This is a genomic window from Brachyspira hampsonii 30446 (assembly GCF_000316195.1).
GTDB classification, from domain to species: domain Bacteria; phylum Spirochaetota; class Brachyspiria; order Brachyspirales; family Brachyspiraceae; genus Brachyspira; species Brachyspira hampsonii_C.
Genome location: NZ_JH994111.1, coordinates 245,605 through 262,845, shown reverse-complemented (window position 1 = coordinate 262,845; position 17,241 = coordinate 245,605). Strand labels below are relative to the sequence as shown.

14 protein-coding genes, 1 tRNA gene and 1 pseudogene are annotated in these 17,241 nt (G+C 29.1%); 2 read left to right on the top strand and 14 right to left on the bottom strand.

What is annotated here, in order from left to right; genetic code table 11:
* Positions 1-57 precede the first annotated feature (57 nt).
* From A966_RS06015 to A966_RS06005, 3 genes are all read right to left on the bottom strand, one after another.
* Positions 58-1,272, bottom strand: a complete 1,215-nt coding sequence (locus A966_RS06015; RefSeq protein WP_008723591.1) for an FprA family A-type flavoprotein — start codon at positions 1,270-1,272, stop codon at positions 58-60.
* A 39-nt stretch (positions 1,273-1,311) separates the two neighbouring features.
* A complete protein-coding gene (locus A966_RS13955; protein WP_008723589.1) occupies positions 1,312-3,231 on the bottom strand; it encodes an acyl-CoA dehydrogenase family protein in 1,920 nt (639 codons plus the stop codon).
* Between the two features lie 64 nt (positions 3,232-3,295).
* Positions 3,296-4,642, bottom strand: coding sequence for a butyryl-CoA:acetate CoA-transferase (locus A966_RS06005; RefSeq protein ID WP_008723587.1), 1,347 nt, complete (start codon positions 4,640-4,642; stop codon positions 3,296-3,298).
* Positions 4,643-5,571: 929 nt separating this feature from the next.
* Here A966_RS06005 and A966_RS06000 point away from each other — a divergent pair.
* On the top strand, positions 5,572-7,173 hold the full coding sequence (locus A966_RS06000) for a peptide ABC transporter substrate-binding protein (RefSeq protein ID WP_039955696.1): 1,602 nt from the start codon (positions 5,572-5,574) through the stop codon (positions 7,171-7,173).
* Between the two features lie 89 nt (positions 7,174-7,262).
* A complete protein-coding gene (locus A966_RS05995) occupies positions 7,263-8,849 on the top strand; it encodes a peptide ABC transporter substrate-binding protein (RefSeq protein WP_008723583.1) in 1,587 nt (528 codons plus the stop codon).
* Between the two features lie 400 nt (positions 8,850-9,249).
* Here the strand turns inward: A966_RS05995 and A966_RS05990 are convergent, their stop codons facing one another.
* The 11 genes and pseudogenes from A966_RS05990 to A966_RS05950 form a co-directional block, all read right to left on the bottom strand.
* Positions 9,250-9,813: a hypothetical protein gene (locus tag A966_RS05990; protein ID WP_008723580.1), complete on the bottom strand. Its 564-nt coding sequence runs from the start codon at positions 9,811-9,813 to the stop codon at positions 9,250-9,252.
* A complete protein-coding gene (gene efp, locus A966_RS05985) occupies positions 9,813-10,376 on the bottom strand; it encodes an elongation factor P (RefSeq protein WP_008723578.1) in 564 nt (187 codons plus the stop codon). Before efp ends, A966_RS05990 begins: the two co-directional genes overlap by 1 nt.
* 62 nt (positions 10,377-10,438) lie before the next feature.
* Positions 10,439-11,674, bottom strand: coding sequence for an ATP-dependent Clp protease ATP-binding subunit ClpX (clpX, locus tag A966_RS05980; RefSeq protein ID WP_008723575.1), 1,236 nt, complete (start codon positions 11,672-11,674; stop codon positions 10,439-10,441).
* 178 nt (positions 11,675-11,852) lie between these two features.
* Entirely contained in the window at positions 11,853-12,434 is a 582-nt protein-coding gene (gene clpP / locus A966_RS05975; RefSeq protein WP_008723572.1) for an ATP-dependent Clp endopeptidase proteolytic subunit ClpP, read from the bottom strand.
* Positions 12,435-12,477: 43 nt separating this feature from the next.
* A complete protein-coding gene (locus A966_RS05970; protein WP_008723570.1) occupies positions 12,478-13,788 on the bottom strand; it encodes a trigger factor in 1,311 nt (436 codons plus the stop codon).
* A gap of 80 nt (positions 13,789-13,868) precedes the next feature.
* Positions 13,869-13,941 (bottom strand) — tRNA-Gly (locus tag A966_RS05965).
* A complete protein-coding gene (locus A966_RS13260) occupies positions 13,932-14,204 on the bottom strand; it encodes a hypothetical protein (RefSeq protein WP_008723568.1) in 273 nt (90 codons plus the stop codon). Before A966_RS13260 ends, A966_RS05965 begins: the two co-directional genes overlap by 10 nt.
* Positions 14,205-14,231: 27 nt before the next feature.
* Complete coding sequence (locus A966_RS13950; protein ID WP_256093394.1) at positions 14,232-14,366, bottom strand: hypothetical protein; 135 nt, start codon at positions 14,364-14,366, stop codon at positions 14,232-14,234.
* 43 nt (positions 14,367-14,409) lie between these two features.
* Positions 14,410-15,201: a Cof-type HAD-IIB family hydrolase gene (locus A966_RS05960; protein ID WP_008723565.1), complete on the bottom strand. Its 792-nt coding sequence runs from the start codon at positions 15,199-15,201 to the stop codon at positions 14,410-14,412.
* 39 nt (positions 15,202-15,240) lie between these two features.
* Positions 15,241-15,915: a ribonuclease HII gene (locus A966_RS05955; protein WP_008723563.1), complete on the bottom strand. Its 675-nt coding sequence runs from the start codon at positions 15,913-15,915 to the stop codon at positions 15,241-15,243.
* Positions 15,916-15,935: 20 nt separating this feature from the next.
* Positions 15,936-17,241: pseudogene (locus tag A966_RS05950) on the bottom strand (hypothetical protein); the annotation flags it as partial.

Sequence of the window (17,241 nt, the reverse complement as noted above, 5' to 3'; positions counted from 1 at the left end):
TTCAAGTTTATCACCTGAATCGGTCTTTATTATATAGCTTAATAAATAATTATGGTATTATTTATTAATAGATTCAACTAAAGCATCAACTAAAGCGTCCATTTCACCAACGTTAGCAGCTTTCATAGAAGAAGAAACAGAAACTTGAGCATCTAAAATTTCGCATTGTTTCAAGTTAGCTTCAATGAACTCTTGCATCAAAGTACCAGATTTAGGAGCCCAAGAACCATTTTCTATGATAGCAAACTTACGTTTTTGAACATTAAGAGCTCTCATATCATCTAAATAGTTATGCATTGGAGGATAAATATTAAGGTTGTAAGTAACAGAAGCTAATACAATATGGCTATATTTGAAAGTATCAGAGATCAAGTAAGAAACATGAGTGCTTGATACATCGTACATAGATATATTAGTAACACCTTTTTCAGCTAATTTAGCAGCTAAAACACCAACCATATTTTCAGTATTACCGTACATAGAAGCATATACGATTAATACACCTTTTTCTTCAGGTTCATAACTACTCCATTTGTTGTATTTGTCAAGGATATAACCTAAATTGCTTCTCCAAACAGGTCCATGTAAAGGACAGAACATTTTAATTTTATCAATAATTCCGCCAGCTTTTTTAAGTAAGTTTTGTACATGAGGACCATATTTACCAACTATGTTAGTATAGTATCTTCTAGCCTCATCTAACCAATCTCTATCAAAGTTAACTTCATCATTGAAAAGTCTTCCGTCTAAAGCGATGAAAGTACCGAAAGCATCAGCAGAGAATAATACTCCATTAGTAGTATCAAAAGTAACCATAGCTTCTGGCCAGTGTACCATTTGAGCAGCAACGAAAGCAACTTCGTGTTTACCAAATTTTTGAGTATCACCTTCTTTTACTTGGATTTTTTTATCGTCTGGGATAGTAAATCCGAACTGATCCATAAACATGAATGCTTTTTCAGTAGCAATAACTTTAGTTTCAGGATGTCTTATTAAAACTTCGTCTATAGAAGCAGCGTGGTCTGGTTCCATGTGGTTAATAACCATATAGTCAAGTTTTTTACCGTTTAAAACATATTCTAAGTTATCTAAGAATTGTCTGCAAACAGCCCAGTCAACTGTATCAAAAAGAACTGTTTTTTCGTCTAAAAGAACATAAGAGTTATAAGAAACACCTCTAGTTAAAGGGTGAACATTTTCAAATAGAGCCAAGCGATGTTCATTCGCTCCAACCCAATATAAATCATCAGTAACTTTTCTAACGCAATGCATTATTTTCCTCCTCAAAAAAATTATTAATTAAATTTTATTTTAAGCCTTAATGAAATTAGCTTTTTCTTCACTACATTCAGGACATACCCATTCATCTGGAAGAGCTGTAAAGTCTGTACCTGGAGCTATTTCAGATTCTGGATCACCAATGAATGGATTATACTCATAACCACAACCGCTACATACATAGATTTTAGGTATTTCGATTGTTTTCTTAGGAGTAATTTTTTTCATTTTTTTGTATGGTACTTCTGCAGGTTTTTTAGCACCTGTATCAAGAGCTTTAGTTAATAAAGGAAGGATCTCTTTAACATCTCCAACGATACCATAGTCAGCATTTTTGAAGATTTTAGCAGAAGCTTTCATATTGATAGCAACTATTATAGAAGCATTTTTGATACCTTTCAAGTGTTGGTTAGCACCAGAAATACCGCAAGCTATATATAAGTTACCATTGAATTTTTGACCTGACATACCAACATATCTGATGATAGGTAAGTATTTCAATTCTTCAGCAACAGGGCGAGAACAACCTATAGCAGCACCAGCAGCTTTAGCTAAGTCCTCAACAAGTTTCATATTTCCTTTATCACCGATACCTTTACCAGCAGAAACAACTCTTTCAGCATTAATAATAGGTGTATTAATATCAATACCTACAGAGAAGTCAATTCCGTCTTTTTTAAGTGCAGCTACTAAAGCATCAACTTTTTCTTGAGCTGAACCTTCTTTGAAGATGATATTTCTTCTTTCACCAGTGATAGGACCTTTTTTAGCCATAGGACCAGCAACAGCAACAGGAGCTTTAGGCATTTTACCAAGTATAGAAGCAGAAATAACAACTTTTTGTATTTCACTTGTACCTTCATAAATAGTACAAATTTTAGCATCGCGGTAAGCTCTTTCTACTATATAAGCACCTTTAATATAACCGTTACCACCATGGATTTGAAGAGCTTGGTTTACAACTTCCAAACCTATTTCAGAAGCATATAATTTAGCCATAGCAGATTCAGTACCATAAGGTTCATGTCTGTCTTTCATAGCAGCAGCACTGTAGATAAGAAGTCTAGCAGCGCGTAATTTAGTAGCCATATCAGCAAGTTTGAAGCCGATAGCTTGTTGCTGAGCAATAGGACGACCGAACTGTATTCTTTCTTTAGAATAAGCAACAGCAGCTTCATAAGCACCTTGAGCAATACCTAATGCTTGAGCAGCAATACCGATACGACCGCCGTCAAGAGTTTGCATAGCAATTTTGAAACCTTGTCCTTCTTTACCAAGTAAGTTTTCTTTAGGAACTTTAACATTGTCAAATAATAATTGAGCAGTAGCAGAAGCACGAATACCCAATTTGTCATATTTTTCACCGAATTCAAAACCTTCCCAGCCTCTTTCAACTATGAAAGCACTGATACCTTTAGTTCCGATACCAGGAGTAGTAACTGCAAATACTACATAAGTTTCAGCTTCTATAGAGTTAGTGATGAAGATTTTTTCACCGTTTAAGATGTAATGATCACCTTTTAATTCTGCAGTAGTTTCTGTACCGCCTGCATCAGATCCAGCTTCTGGTTCAGTTAAACCGAAAGCACCTAATTTTTTACCTTCTGCAAGAGGAACTAAATATTTTTTCTTTTGTTCTTCAGTACCGAAAGCATAGATAGGATAAGAACCTAAAGAACAGTGTGCGGATAAAATTACACCCATACTTCCATCTACTCTTGAAAGTTCTTCTACAGCTATAGCATAAGCGATATTGTCGAATCCTGCTCCGCCGTATTTTGTTTCAAAAGGCAAACCCATTATGTCTAATTTAGCTTTACCTAATTGTTTTACAGCTTCTGTTGGGAATTTACCTGTTTGATCGTGCTCATGAGCTATTGGAGTTACAACTTCTTCAGCCCATGCTCTAATTTTGGCACGAAGTTCTTCATGCTTTTCTGTTGTTTTAAACATTTGCTTCTCCTTATAACAATATTATTTAATTAATAGTATATAAAATGATAATCAATTTTCAAATTTATTTATTGCTTTTTCTCCAAATTTTTGCTTTTTCTGCTTCTTTAATTAAGCCGTCTCTCAAATCTGGGTGTGCTATTGATATTAAAGCCTCAGCTCTTTGCCAAGTAGTTAAACCTTTCAAGTTTACTTTACCATATTCTGTTACTACATAATGAGTATTAGCTCTTGTATCTGTTACAACAGTACCATTAGTGAAACTTGGAACTATTCTTGATTTTAATTGTCCGTCTTTTCCTGTTACTGTTGAAGATAAGCAGATAAAGCTTTTTCCGCCTTTAGATAGATAAGCACCTAATACAAAGTCTAATTGTCCGCCTGCACCGCTTATATGTTTAAAGCCTGTTGATTCAGCACTTACTTGTCCGAATAAGTCTATTTCTACAGCATTGTTTATTGACATAAAGTTATCTATAGAAGATATTACTCTTACATCATTAGTATAATCTACAGGAGCTGATAAACATTCTGGATTATTATGTATATAATCATAAAGTTTTTTAGTACCAGCACCGAATGCATAAGTTTGTCTGCCTCTATCTATATTCTTTTTAGAGCCTGTGATTTTACCTGCTAAAGATATATCTACGAAAGCATCAACATACATTTCTGTATGAACACCTAAATCTTTTAAGTCTGATTCTGCTATTAATGAACCTACAGCATTTGGCATACCACCTATACCTAATTGTAAGCAAGCACCGTTTGGTATTTCTTCTACTATGAGTTTAGCAACTGTTTTATCTACTTCTGTAGCTCCGCCTGCTGGCATTTCTTTTATAGGAGGATTGCTGCCTTCTACTATCATATCTACTTGATTGATATGTACTGCCTCTCCGCCTATATTAGCAGCTCCTAAACATCTTGGCATATTTTTGTTAACTTCTACTATAACACATTTACATCTTTCTATCATAGCCTGCATGTGAGAAGCATTAGGACCAAAATTGAAATATCCGTTTTCATCCATTTCTGATACTTGGAACATTGCTACATCTATTCCTCTTGGCAAATCTCTATAGTATCTTGGCATTTCTGAATAACGAATAGGATCATAGAAACAGAAACCTCTGTCTACTGCTTTTCTTTCTAAACCTGCCATATGCCATGAGTTCCATGTAATATGTTTTTCTGGATTTTCTATCTTGAAAATCTCAGGTTCCCACATTAATATACCGCCTCTAAAATTAAGATCTGTTAATTCAGGTAATCTTTTTGCTAGGGCTTTGTCCAAATCTACTGCTGTAGCAACTACCCAGCCGTAATCAATCCAATCGCCTGATTTAACTACTTTTACTGCTTCATCAGCTGTTGTTAATTTTTGCTTGTATAATGCTTTAAAATCCATAAAAAACTCCCCACTTAATATTTTTTATTAAAATAAATTGTTATTTTAATAAACTCTAGTATAGTAAAATAAAATTCAATTGTCAATTAAATTTTCATTTCTAGGCATTTTTTTTAATTAATTTTTATTTAATTATTTATTTTTTTAACTATATATTAATAAATGCCTTTTATTGTGAATAAACACATATTATATATATAAATGTTACTTATAAATATAATTTAAACACAAATAAAGTTACATATTGCTAAACTATGTAATTATTTTTTGTTTTACAATATGATTTACATACTAATTTCAAAAAACATAATAATTAAAGCATAATTAATATATACTCAGTATTGGTATAATATATAAAAAGTATAATTAAAAATTTATATTTAATCAAATTTTTATTTATAAAAAAATCTATTTTATATTAAAAATTTTATAATTACACATTAATTTCAAAAATATAATACATTAAGACATAATAAACTCGTTTCAAAACTATTTTTATTTATTAATTCTGCTGAATATCTACGAAAAAAAATACAGTCCTATCAAACTCGACTTATTTTGCAAAATAGTCTACTAATCGGTGATGCCCACCTCACGGAGCCTGCCTTTGGCAGGTGTCGTCAGGCAAGAAACAGACACAGCCCGAAGATACAAAAGACTGCATATTTATTACTAAAATAACAATTTATACAACATGTAAAATATTATTTTTAATTGATTAAAATTTTATATATAATTTCCTCAAGTATTTTTGAAACAAATCTAAATAAATAAAAATTTATATACAAAACTTATATGATATTAATTTAAATAGTATATATATTTATTATTAAAATCATAATCAATATCTATAATTTATATTGACTTTATATAAAAAAAATATAATATTATAAACATATTAGTCCTTTTCCTAGGAGGTATATGTGTACATAAAAAAAATTTTATTCATTTTTATATCGCTTATAATATTTTCCTGTAATAAAAATTATATGACAAATTCAAGTAAAGATATAATTATTAATATGGGAAGTGCACCTGTAAGTATTGATCCTACCCTAAACTCTATAGGAGTAGTTGCTGCTTATATACTGCATTCTTTTGAAGGACTCACAAAAATTGATAAAAACAATGATATAAAGCCCGGAATGGCTGAAAAATGGGATATTTCTGAAGATGGAACTACATATACTTTTTATTTGAGAACTAATGCCAAATGGTCTGACGGGAAACCGGTTACAGCTAGCGATTTTGAATACGGATGGAAAAGAGCTTTAGATAAAACTTTGAATGCACCATACGCATATATGCTTGAAATGATAAAAAATGCTAAAAATATAAATCTCGGCATTATGGATATTACAAATTTAGCAGTAGAAGTTGTAAATGACAATACATTAAAAGTGGTATTAGAAACTCCGTCTTTATATTTTACTGATTTTTTAGCATCTTCTACTGTATTTCTGCCATTGAGAGAGGACATAATAGAAAAATATGGAAATGAATGGACTTTAAAACCAGAAAACTATATATGCAATGGGCAGTACATACTTAAAGATAGAATAGAAAATGAAAAAATAATATTTGAAAAAAATCCTTTTTATTATGATCAAAATGAAATAGTTGCTGAAAGGCTCACTTTTATATCCAGTGCTGATGTATTTGATATGATAGAAAAAATTAATAAAAATGAAGTACATTTCTCATCTTTAGAACCTTCATCTAGCGAAATAGAATATCTTAAAGCAAAAGGACTCATTAGAGCAAATAATGCTATAGGGACAATTTATTTAGAATTAAATATAACGAATAAGGCTTTAAATGATAAAAGAGTAAGACAGGCTTTATCATTGGCTATAGACAGGAAATATTTGGTTGACAATATAATTAAAGGTTCGCAAACTCCTGCTGGTGCTTTTGTACCGCCTGCTATAAAGGGGCTGAATGATTATTTCAGAAAAGAATCATCAAATTTTATAGATATAAATAACTATGATAAAAATATAATAAAAGCAAAAGAGTTAATGAAAGAGGCGGGATATCCTAATGGAAAAAATTACCCTATTTTAGAACTTAAAGTGTCTCCGGGATTATTTTACAAAATAGGTGAAGCTATACAAAAAATGTGGAAAGATAATCTCAATATTGATGTTAAACTTTTAGAAGAGGAGTTTCCTATTACTTTATTATCTCTTACAAAAAAAAGATATCAAATAGCAAGAATGGGCTGGACTGGAGATTATTATGATCCTATGACAATGCTTGATACTATGGTTAGTTATGGAGGGGTTAATCATTCAGGTTTTTCTAATGCAAAATATGATGAATTAATAATGGAAGCTAAGACAATATATACAAATAACCGATTAAGAATTGAAAATATGAAGCAGGCTGAAGCTATATTATTAGATGAAATGCCTATAATACCGCTTTATTACAAGGCTGATTCCTTCATAGTATCAACTAATTTAAAAGGACTTGTTTTAAATCCATTTGGAAGGCACAGATTTAACTACTGCTACATAGATAAATAATATATTATTTAAAATAATATTTTTATAAAAATTTGTACTTTTTATAATTTCATACTAGAATATAATATACTCATAAAAGGATAAATACAATGAAAAAAATTTTAATCTTAATAGTTATTTTATCACTTTTGATATTTTCATGCTCATCTGAAGAAGCTAAAGATGATTCAATAGTTATATCTTTAGGAGGAGAAGTTGCTACTATAGATCCTCATCTTAATACTGCAAGTGCTGGTACTGTTTATATAAGACATTTTTTTGAAGGGCTTATGAAAAAAGATAAAGAAGGAAAATTAGTTGGAGGAATGGCTGAAAAATATGAAATGAGTGAAGATGGAATCACTTATACTTTCTATTTAAGAACCAATGCTAAATGGTCTGACGGAGTGCCTATTACTGCTGATGATTTTGTATATAGCTATAGAAGATTTGTTGATCCTAATACTGCAGCTCCCTATGCTTCGCTTATGGCACCTATAAAAAATGCTTTAAAAATATCAAGCAGTGATATTAATGTTGAAGAGTTAGGAATAAAAAAGATTGATGATTACACTATAGAAATAACATTAGAAAATCCTACTGCATATTTTTTAGAACTTGCTGATATGTTTGTACCTGTGAGAAAAGACATTATAGAAAAATATGGTGATGATTGGGTTTCTAACCCTGAAAGCTATATTGGAAACGGACCTTATAAAATGACTGAAAGAATAAGAGATGACAAAATAGTTATGGAAATTAATACTAACTATTATGATAAAGACTCTATAGTAGCCAAAAAAATTACTGTATCAATGATATCAGATAAAAATACTGCATTGGCTGCTTTAAGAAACGGACAAATACATTTCTCTACTTTAGTACCTGCTCAGGAAGTTGAAAATCTGCAAAAAGAAGGATTAATTGTGATGAATCAGGCATATGGTACTGTATTCTTTGAAATGAATCTTACAAATGAAGCATTGAAAGATTCCAGAGTAAGAAGGGCTTTAGCTCTTGCTATTGACAGAAACTATATAGTGGATTCAATAAATAAATCCGGTCAGAAACCTGCCGGTGCTTTTGTTCCTCCTTTAATCAGTGATTATGAGGGGGAATTCAGAGCTAAAGGAGGAGATTATATAAGCGTACAAGCTAACGATTATCAAAAAAATATAGAAGAAGCTAAAAAATTAATGTCTGAAGCAGGATATCCTAATGGAGAAAATTATCCTGTATTAGAAGTTTTAGTATCAAATGACGGAAATGTTGTTATGGTTGAAGCTATACAGCAAATGTGGAAGAATATTGGTGTTGATGCAGTTATAGTACCTAGAGAATGGGCCGTTATACTTCAGAGTTTCAGAGATTTAAGTTATCAAATGGTACTTAGCGGATGGACAGGTGATTATAATGATCCTATGACTATGCTGGAATTATATTTAAGTTATGCTCCAAGTAATCCGGGATATAATAATCCTGAATATGACAGACTTATAGAAAGCTCTAAACATATAGTTAATCCGGAGCAAAGAATGAAAGTTCTTCATGATGCTGAAAAAATACTTATGTATGATATGCCTATAATACCTATACATTATAGAGCAAATGCTTTAATGGTTTCAAAACAGCTTAAAGATTACAAATTAGATCCTTTAGCTAAATATAGATTCCATTACTCTTATTTAGAAAAGTAATTTAAAAATAAAAAATTAAATAAAAAGGAAGTCAGTTTTACTGGTTTCCTTTTTTTATTAAAATCAATTACATACCCCACCCTTTAAATTTATTGTTAACACTGTACTCATAGTTTTTATAAGATATACGGCTAAAAAAGAAAAAGCATGCCCAACCCTAGTTGTTATTAGGTTTATTGTATTCTTTAACGCACGGTTAGCAAAATTTAAAATATAATAAAAATTGTATTTATAAATTAATTCAAAAACTTTAGATTCACTAACTGTGCGTTTGAGAAATAAAAAATTTAAACTCCGCTTGGGTGGGATACTATAATATCTGAATTAAACAATGAGAAATAATAAAATTCTTACAAAAAATAAAGCAGTAAATATATGGGGCGGGCAAATTAGAATAAATTTATTTTTTTGAATTTCTATAGTGATAAATTAGCATATCATAAGGATAAAGTTTAAAAGAATCATCATAAACATTCTCAAGTAAATTTTTTATTAAATTAAGCTTATCTTTAAAAGTTTTATTTTTATCTCTTATTTTAGCAAATTCTGTAAAAAATGATTTTCTGACTATTTGCATAAAAATACTTATCCTTATCATCTCGTCAAAAATATACCCTCTAGGAACTTTTAGCTTTTTTATGATAATAAAGAAAATTGACAATAAATAAAGAACAGAGGCTATTCTAATAAAATAGATAATAGTAAAATCCACTCCAACCTTATCAAGATAAATACCTAAAATAGTATAATATTCCCCTCTTGAGTTTAAAGCCTGAATTATAAATATAGCTAGAAAATAAGGTATTAAATACAATAGCTTTTTTATAGTCATAAAAATAGATTTAGTAAATATTATATGAAGTATAAAAAAAGCTATTGCAATATATATCAAATAATTAACTTTAATAAAAAATATAGTTATTAACAAAAATAAAGCTGAAACGATATATAGTATATAAAGCATTATTTATTTACACGCTCAACATAACTATCATCTCTAGTATCAACTTTAATTTTATCACCGATATTAATGAATAAAGGCACATTAACCTCTATGCCTGTTTCAAGTTTAGCAGGCTTCAAAGTAGAACCTGTAGTATCGCCTTTAAAACCAGGCTCTGTATAAGTAACCTCTAATATTACATGAATAGGGAAACGAACAGCGGTAACTTCATCATTAATGTATTGTAAATCAACTTCGCTGCTGTCTAACAAATAATATTTGCTGTCTCCTAAAATATCAGCACTTACATGAACCTGCTCATAATTATCTAATATCATAAACACATAGCTATCACCCTCTTCATAAAGATATTGGGCTTTTTTATATGATAAATCAGCTTCTTCAACACTTTCAGTAGAAGAAAAAGTTTTTTCTATCATATTTCCTTTAAGCATATTTTTTAATTTTGTTTTTACATTTGCTTTTCTCTGCTGTGCTCTGTGGAAATGTGCATCTACAACTAAATAAGTCTCTCCGTCTAAAATTATAGCATCACCTTTTCTTAAATCATTTACTGGTAACATTAAAACTCCCTAAAAAATTATTTTGTTATTTTTTTATTTGTAATATAATTAAATATGTAAAATTATTCGCTTATAGCCCCCAATCTGCTTTCAACATACTCTTTATCAAGCTCAAATACTTGTTTTTCTTTACTATCATTAGGCATATCATACATAGCATCAAGCATAACTCTCTCAAATAAAGCTCTTAAACCTCTAGCACCTGTATGCTCTTCCATAGTTTTTTTAACTATTACTTTTAATGCCTCATCATCTATTTTTAATTCTATATTGTCATAAGAAAATAATTTCTGATACTGTTTAGTTAAAGCATTCTTAGGCTCTTTTAATATTTTCATAAGCTCTTCCTCTTTAAGCTCTTCCAAAGTAGCTATAACAGGAAGCCTTCCTATAAGCTCAGGTATAAGTCCGTATTTAACTAAATCTTCTGTAGAAATATTTTTCATTATTTCATCGTAATTAAGATTATCTATAGAGTTAACCTCAGCTGCAAAACCCAAACCTTTTTTAGAAGTTCGTTCTGCAATAGATTTTTCTATATCAATGAAAGCACCGCCGCATATAAAAAGTATATTAGAAGTATCTATATGCAAATTATCCTGATGAGGGTGTTTTCTTCCTCCATGGGGAGGAACTGTAGCAACAGTACCTTCAACTATTTTTAACAAAGCCTGCTGCACGCCTTCTCCTGATACATCTCTTGTAATAGAACGAGATTCACTTTTACGAGAAATTTTATCTATCTCATCAATGTATATTATACCTTTTTCAGCTAATTTTATATCGCCGTCAGCATTCTGTATGAGTCTTAAGAGAATATTTTCAACATCATCACCCACATATCCAGCCTCTGTTACAGTAGTAGCATCAGCAATAGCAAAAGGCACATTCAGAGCCTTAGCTAAAGTACGGGCAAGTAATGTTTTACCGCTTCCGGTAGGACCTATCAAAAGTACATTGGACTTCTCTATCTCAACATCATTTTTATCTTCAGTATTCTGTGTTATTCTCTTATAATGATTATAAACAGCAACAGACAAAACTTTTTTAGCATAATCCTGTCCTACAACATATTCATCAAGCAGAGATTTTATCTGCTTCGGAGGAAGTATTTTTATATCATAATCTTTTTCTTTAGATTTTTTCTTTTGAACATTCATGTTAAAATAATCATTCGCTATAGCAGAACAATCAGAACATAAATATCCTTCATTGCCTTCAATATATCGGCTTAATTCTTTTAATTCTCTTCCGCATAGAGAACAAACTTCTTTTTTATCATTATTCTTTTTAGACATATATCTCCAATATAACAATATTATTTTTTATAAAAATAATTTAAATTTAATTAACATATTCTATATTATAATAGAACTATTGCAATAAAAAATTAAAATAAAAAATTACAATAAAAAAATTAAAAGCTAATAAACTTAGTAAAAAGATTATTAGCTTTTATATTTTAATACTAAAAAATTATTCTCTGCTTGAAAAAACCTTATCTATAATACCATACTCTTTAGCCTCATCAGCACTCATAAAATAATCTCTATCCATATCAGCTTCAAGTTTTTTAATATCCTGACCTGTATGATTAGCCATAATATTATTAAGTATGCTTTTCAAACGAATAGTTTCTTTAAGCTGTATTTCCATATCAGTAACCATACCTCTGGAACCGCCTGAAGGCTGGTGTATCATTATTCTTGAATTGGCAGTTGCAAATCTTTTACCCTTAGCTCCTCCTGCAAGAAGCAAAGCACCTGCTGAAGCAGCCTGTCCTACGCACAAAGTAGCAACATCAGGCTTTACATACTGCATAGTATCATACATACCCAAAGCAGCAGTAACAACTCCGCCAGGACTGTTTATATATAAAGAAATATCTTTTTCTGGGTCAGCAGATTCCAAAAATAAAAGCTGTGCTATAACTATATTAGCAACATCATCATTAATCTCACCGCCCAAAAATATAATTCTGTCTTTTAAAAGTCTAGAATATATATCGTAGGAACGCTCTCCTCTGCTTGTTTGCTCTATTACATAAGGTATAGTCATATAATTCTTCTCCATTTCTAATTACCTCTATCATCATTAATTATTAATATCCGCCCCAAATATCGCTTTCTTCAGGCTTAAATTCACCAGCATCTTTTTCTGAAACATTTACATGCTCTTTAACATAATCCATTATAGCTTCAGAAGCAGCTCTTGTATGAGCATCACGCATTATATAATTAACTATATTCTGCTGTTCTTCTTTAGGAAGTTTAGAAAGTCCCATATAGCTTTGATACTGATACATTCTATTAGCATATTCTTTAGCCTTTTCTTCATTCACTGTTATAGAATCTTTATAAGTTTCTGAAAGTTTGGACATAATCATATCAAAAGTTATTTGCTTTCTCACATTCTCTTCATATTCTTTTCTGATATCTTCATCTGTTTTAGCAACAGAAATTAAGAAATCTGTTTTGCTCATTCCTCTGCTGGACATAGATCTATCAAATTCGTTTAAAGAGATTTCTAATTGTTCTTCAAAATAACCTTTTGGAAGCGTGATATTAACTAACTCTATTAATTTATTGAATAATGTATCATTAATAAGTTCGCTGTTTGCTCTATCTTCTGCTCTTTTTATTAAATGTTCTTTTAAGGATTCTTTTACTTTTTGTCTGTCTTCCTCATTGGAATCATCTTTCATATCTGGTTTTTCTACTTTTACTATATTCATCATCAAAGTAGCTTCTCTGCCGTCAACATAAGTTTTAAGGAGTTTTTTATCATCTTTTTTTACTCCAACAGCATTTCTAGCAAATATGCTTTCATTTTCATCATCGCTTGCAACAACTGTTAATTCTTTATCATACTTTTTATTTTCATCATCATCAAATTCTATTTTAACAAAAACTCTGTCGCCAAGTTCAGATTTCAATTCGCTTTCTTCAAAGTGAGAAAATCTTTGAAGAGAAAGTTTATAAGCTTCTTCTACAACATTATCATCAACTGTATATTTATTTTTTTCTACATTAATAGATGACAAATCAGGCAAATCAAATTCAGGTATAGGATAATATTCATAATCAAGATGAAGCCCATCATCTTTTTTTTCTAAATTAAGAAGTTTAGGAGTACCTAAAGCCTTAACATTTTTTTCATCATGATAAGTATTCCAAGCCTCTTCTATCAAAACTTCATTAGTAGCACCTTCCAAAGCATCTCTGTATCTGGAAAGTATAATATTATTAGGGGCATGCCCTACTCTAAAACCTTTAACATTAACTCTAGGCTTATAATATTCTATTTGCTTTTCCAATTCTTTATCATAAGCATCTTTAGAAATAGTAATTTTAAGTGTAACTAAATCTTTTTCATCGGTTGAAGTTTCAAAATTTAAATCTTTAATATCCATTTTTAACAATACCTTTTTAAATTAAAAAATAAAAAAAATAACCCCAATAGAAAAAACATATCTATTGGGGTTTATTAATGAGCGGGAAACGGGACTCGAACCCGCGACAGTCTGCATGGCAAGCAGAAACTCTACCAACTGAGTTATTCCCGCATAGACATTGACAGAAATATAACATAAAATAAAAAAAAAGTCAATAGCATAAAAATAAAAAGATTGTTTATAAAATAGATATATATAATCATTACCAAATTAGTCTGATTAGAATGAAAAGAACATTCATAATCTTCTGTAAATGATCTTTTTATGAAGATATTATCAATATCTTCATAAACTTTATTCCAAACATTATTCGAAGCATCTATTATATTTTCACCTAAAGCTTCATATTTCTTAAAATTATCTTTATTAATCATAGAATTTTCAAATATTTTATAATCTAATTACATTATAGTAATATCATAATATCCATCATTATCATAATTATAATATTTTGATATTATATGGTAATTATTTAAAACCATAAAATGAATCTTCTCTGATGCTATATCCTTCCAAACTTCATAAATAGATTCCATGTCCTCTTTTTTTCTACTTGTTTTTATAGTTAACTCTTTTATTTTATATTTCTAAATAATCTTTTAAAAATCTCCCTACCCCATCTTCATCGTTGCTTAAACATATATAATTGGCTTTTCTTTTTAATTCTTCTTCGGCATTTCCCATAGCAACTCCAATTCCAGCATATTCTATCATTTCAATATCATTATAATTGTCTCCAAAAGCTATTATTTCATCTCTATTTATTCCTTTTTTAGAACATATCCATTCCAAAGCACTGCCTTTATTAACATCTGAAGCCAATATCTCTAAAAAATTAGTATGGGAAAAACATGTATGAACATTAAAATTATTTCTTATATCATTTTGAAGTATTTCTAGCTCTTCTCTCTCACCTATAAATACCATTTTATTAAATTCAAAATTATCAATATTTTCTAAACCGATAGATATATCATTAATTTTTGACTTTCTAATATATTTCTCCAAATAAAAATCAGATTCAGATGCTATATGTCTATTTCCCTTATAAACATGCAAATGAACATCATACTTATCATAAATATCTATAATAGATTTTGATGTATCAGAATCTATAACCTTATCATATATAAAATTTTCTTTATTATCTATTATTATAGCACCATTAAATATTATAGAATAATTATCATTAGAAAGAATATCTTTATAAGGCTTCATACCGCTGAAAGATCTTCCTGTGGCAAGTATTATTTCTATGCCGTTTTTCATCAGAAATTGAAAAATATTTTTATTATAATCGCTTATAGAACTATTGCCATTAAAAAATGTTCCGTCTAAATCTGTTGCTACTAATTTTATATTATTAATCATATAAATATATTATCATAAAATTTATCAAAGACAAGTATTTTATAATAATAAATTATCTTCTGTTTTTTTATAATTTGACTTTATAGGATCAAAAGAATATCTATGCATATCGCTTGGTCCGTACATTTCTATTGTCTTTATATGCTCTTTAGTGCCGTATCCTTTATTTTTTGAAACTCTATATTTCTGATAAAAATCTGAAAGCTCATTCATCATTCTGTCTCTATATACTTTTGCTAATATGCTTGCACAGCCTATACTATAGGATTTAGAATCGCCTTTAATTATAGAACATTGCTTTATACTAGTATCCAGCTTCATAGCATCTATTAATAATATATCAGGTTTAATAGTTAAATTTTCAATAGACTTAATCATAGCAAGTTTTACGGCATTATAAATATTTATCTCATCTATAGTTTTTGAATCAACTGAGTAAATGCTAAAAGATAAAGCCTTATCTATAATTTTATCATAAAGCTCTTCTCTTTTTTTAGCAGATATTTTTTTTGAATCATCAATATCTTCTACTATATTTTCTCTTTTTAATTCAGTATCATTGTAAAGTTCTAAAGGCATTATAACTGCCGCAGCCGTAACAGGTCCAAATAAACATCCCCTGCCTACTTCATCTATACCGCATATATATTTATGCCCCAATGATAAATATTCTCTTTCATAGACAAATTTATCTTCTTTATTATCAAAAAACATATACACATCTTCATAGAAAATTACAATAGCTGATATGCCAAAAATATAACAACTATAACAGCAAAAATAGAAATGGATAATATAGTAACATCATTTATTTTTTTATCTAATGTTTTATTATCTTTAATTACTCTATCTGCATTAATATCTTTACATCTTTCTTCTTTATTTTTCACATATCTTATATATTCAGAATTATTATTATTATTATTATAAACTTCAGATTTTCTGCTTACTGAATCAAATAACTCTTCATACTTTATATTATTTTTATTTAAAATATCATTTACAGTTTTTATGAACTCATCATTCTTTGCTTCCTGATTATTCAATCTTTTATTTATAATATCAGCAAACTCTTCAAAATTAGAATCGCTAGGATTATATTGAATATCTTTATTAGCAAGTTTATTAATCTCTTCTTCCAATTCTTTATAATGTTTTCTCAAATCTGACAGTTCTTTAAAATTCTTGAGATTCTGTTCCAGCATTATACTGTTGTAATTAGTATTATTCTTTTCTATTTTTTCGTCTATTTTTTCATCTACACTATTAGATAGTTCCTCTTTGAGATTATTTAAATTCTCTTTCTCTTCTTCTAGGAATTTAGTTTGTTCTTCTCGGCTTTCTTCTAACTTATTAGTTAAAATATCTATTTCTTTTTTATTATCTTCTGTCTTAACTCCTAATTGATTTATTAATTCATCATATTTGGAATTATTCACTAATATAGAATCTTCTAAATCTTTCTGTACTTTTTTCAAGCCAGATATTTCTTTAAAATTCTTGAGATTCTGCTCAAGCATTATATTATTATAATTAGAATTATTTTTATCTATTCTTTCATCTATAGTTTCAGCGATACTATTAGATAATTCTTCTCTGAGATTATTTAAATTCTCTTTTTCTTCCTCTAAAAATTTAGTTTGCTCTTCTCTTGCTTCTTCAAATCTAGTGTTTAAGCTGTCTATTTCTTTTTTATTATCTTCTGTCTTAACTCCTAATTGATTTATTAATTCATCATACTTAGAATTATTTACTAATATAGAATCTTCTAAATCTTTCTGTACTTTTTTCAAACCAGATATTTCTTTAAAATTCTTGAGATTCTGTTCCAGCATTATACTGTTGTAATTAGCATTGTTTTTCTCTATTTTTTCGTCTATCTTTTCATCTACATTATTAGATAGTTCTTCTTTAAAATTATTTAAATTCTCTTTTTCTTCTTCTAGGAATTTAGTTTGTTCTTCTCTAACCTCTTCTACTCTAGTATTTAAGCCGTCTATCTCTTTTTTATTATCTTCTGTTTTAATTCCTAATTGATTT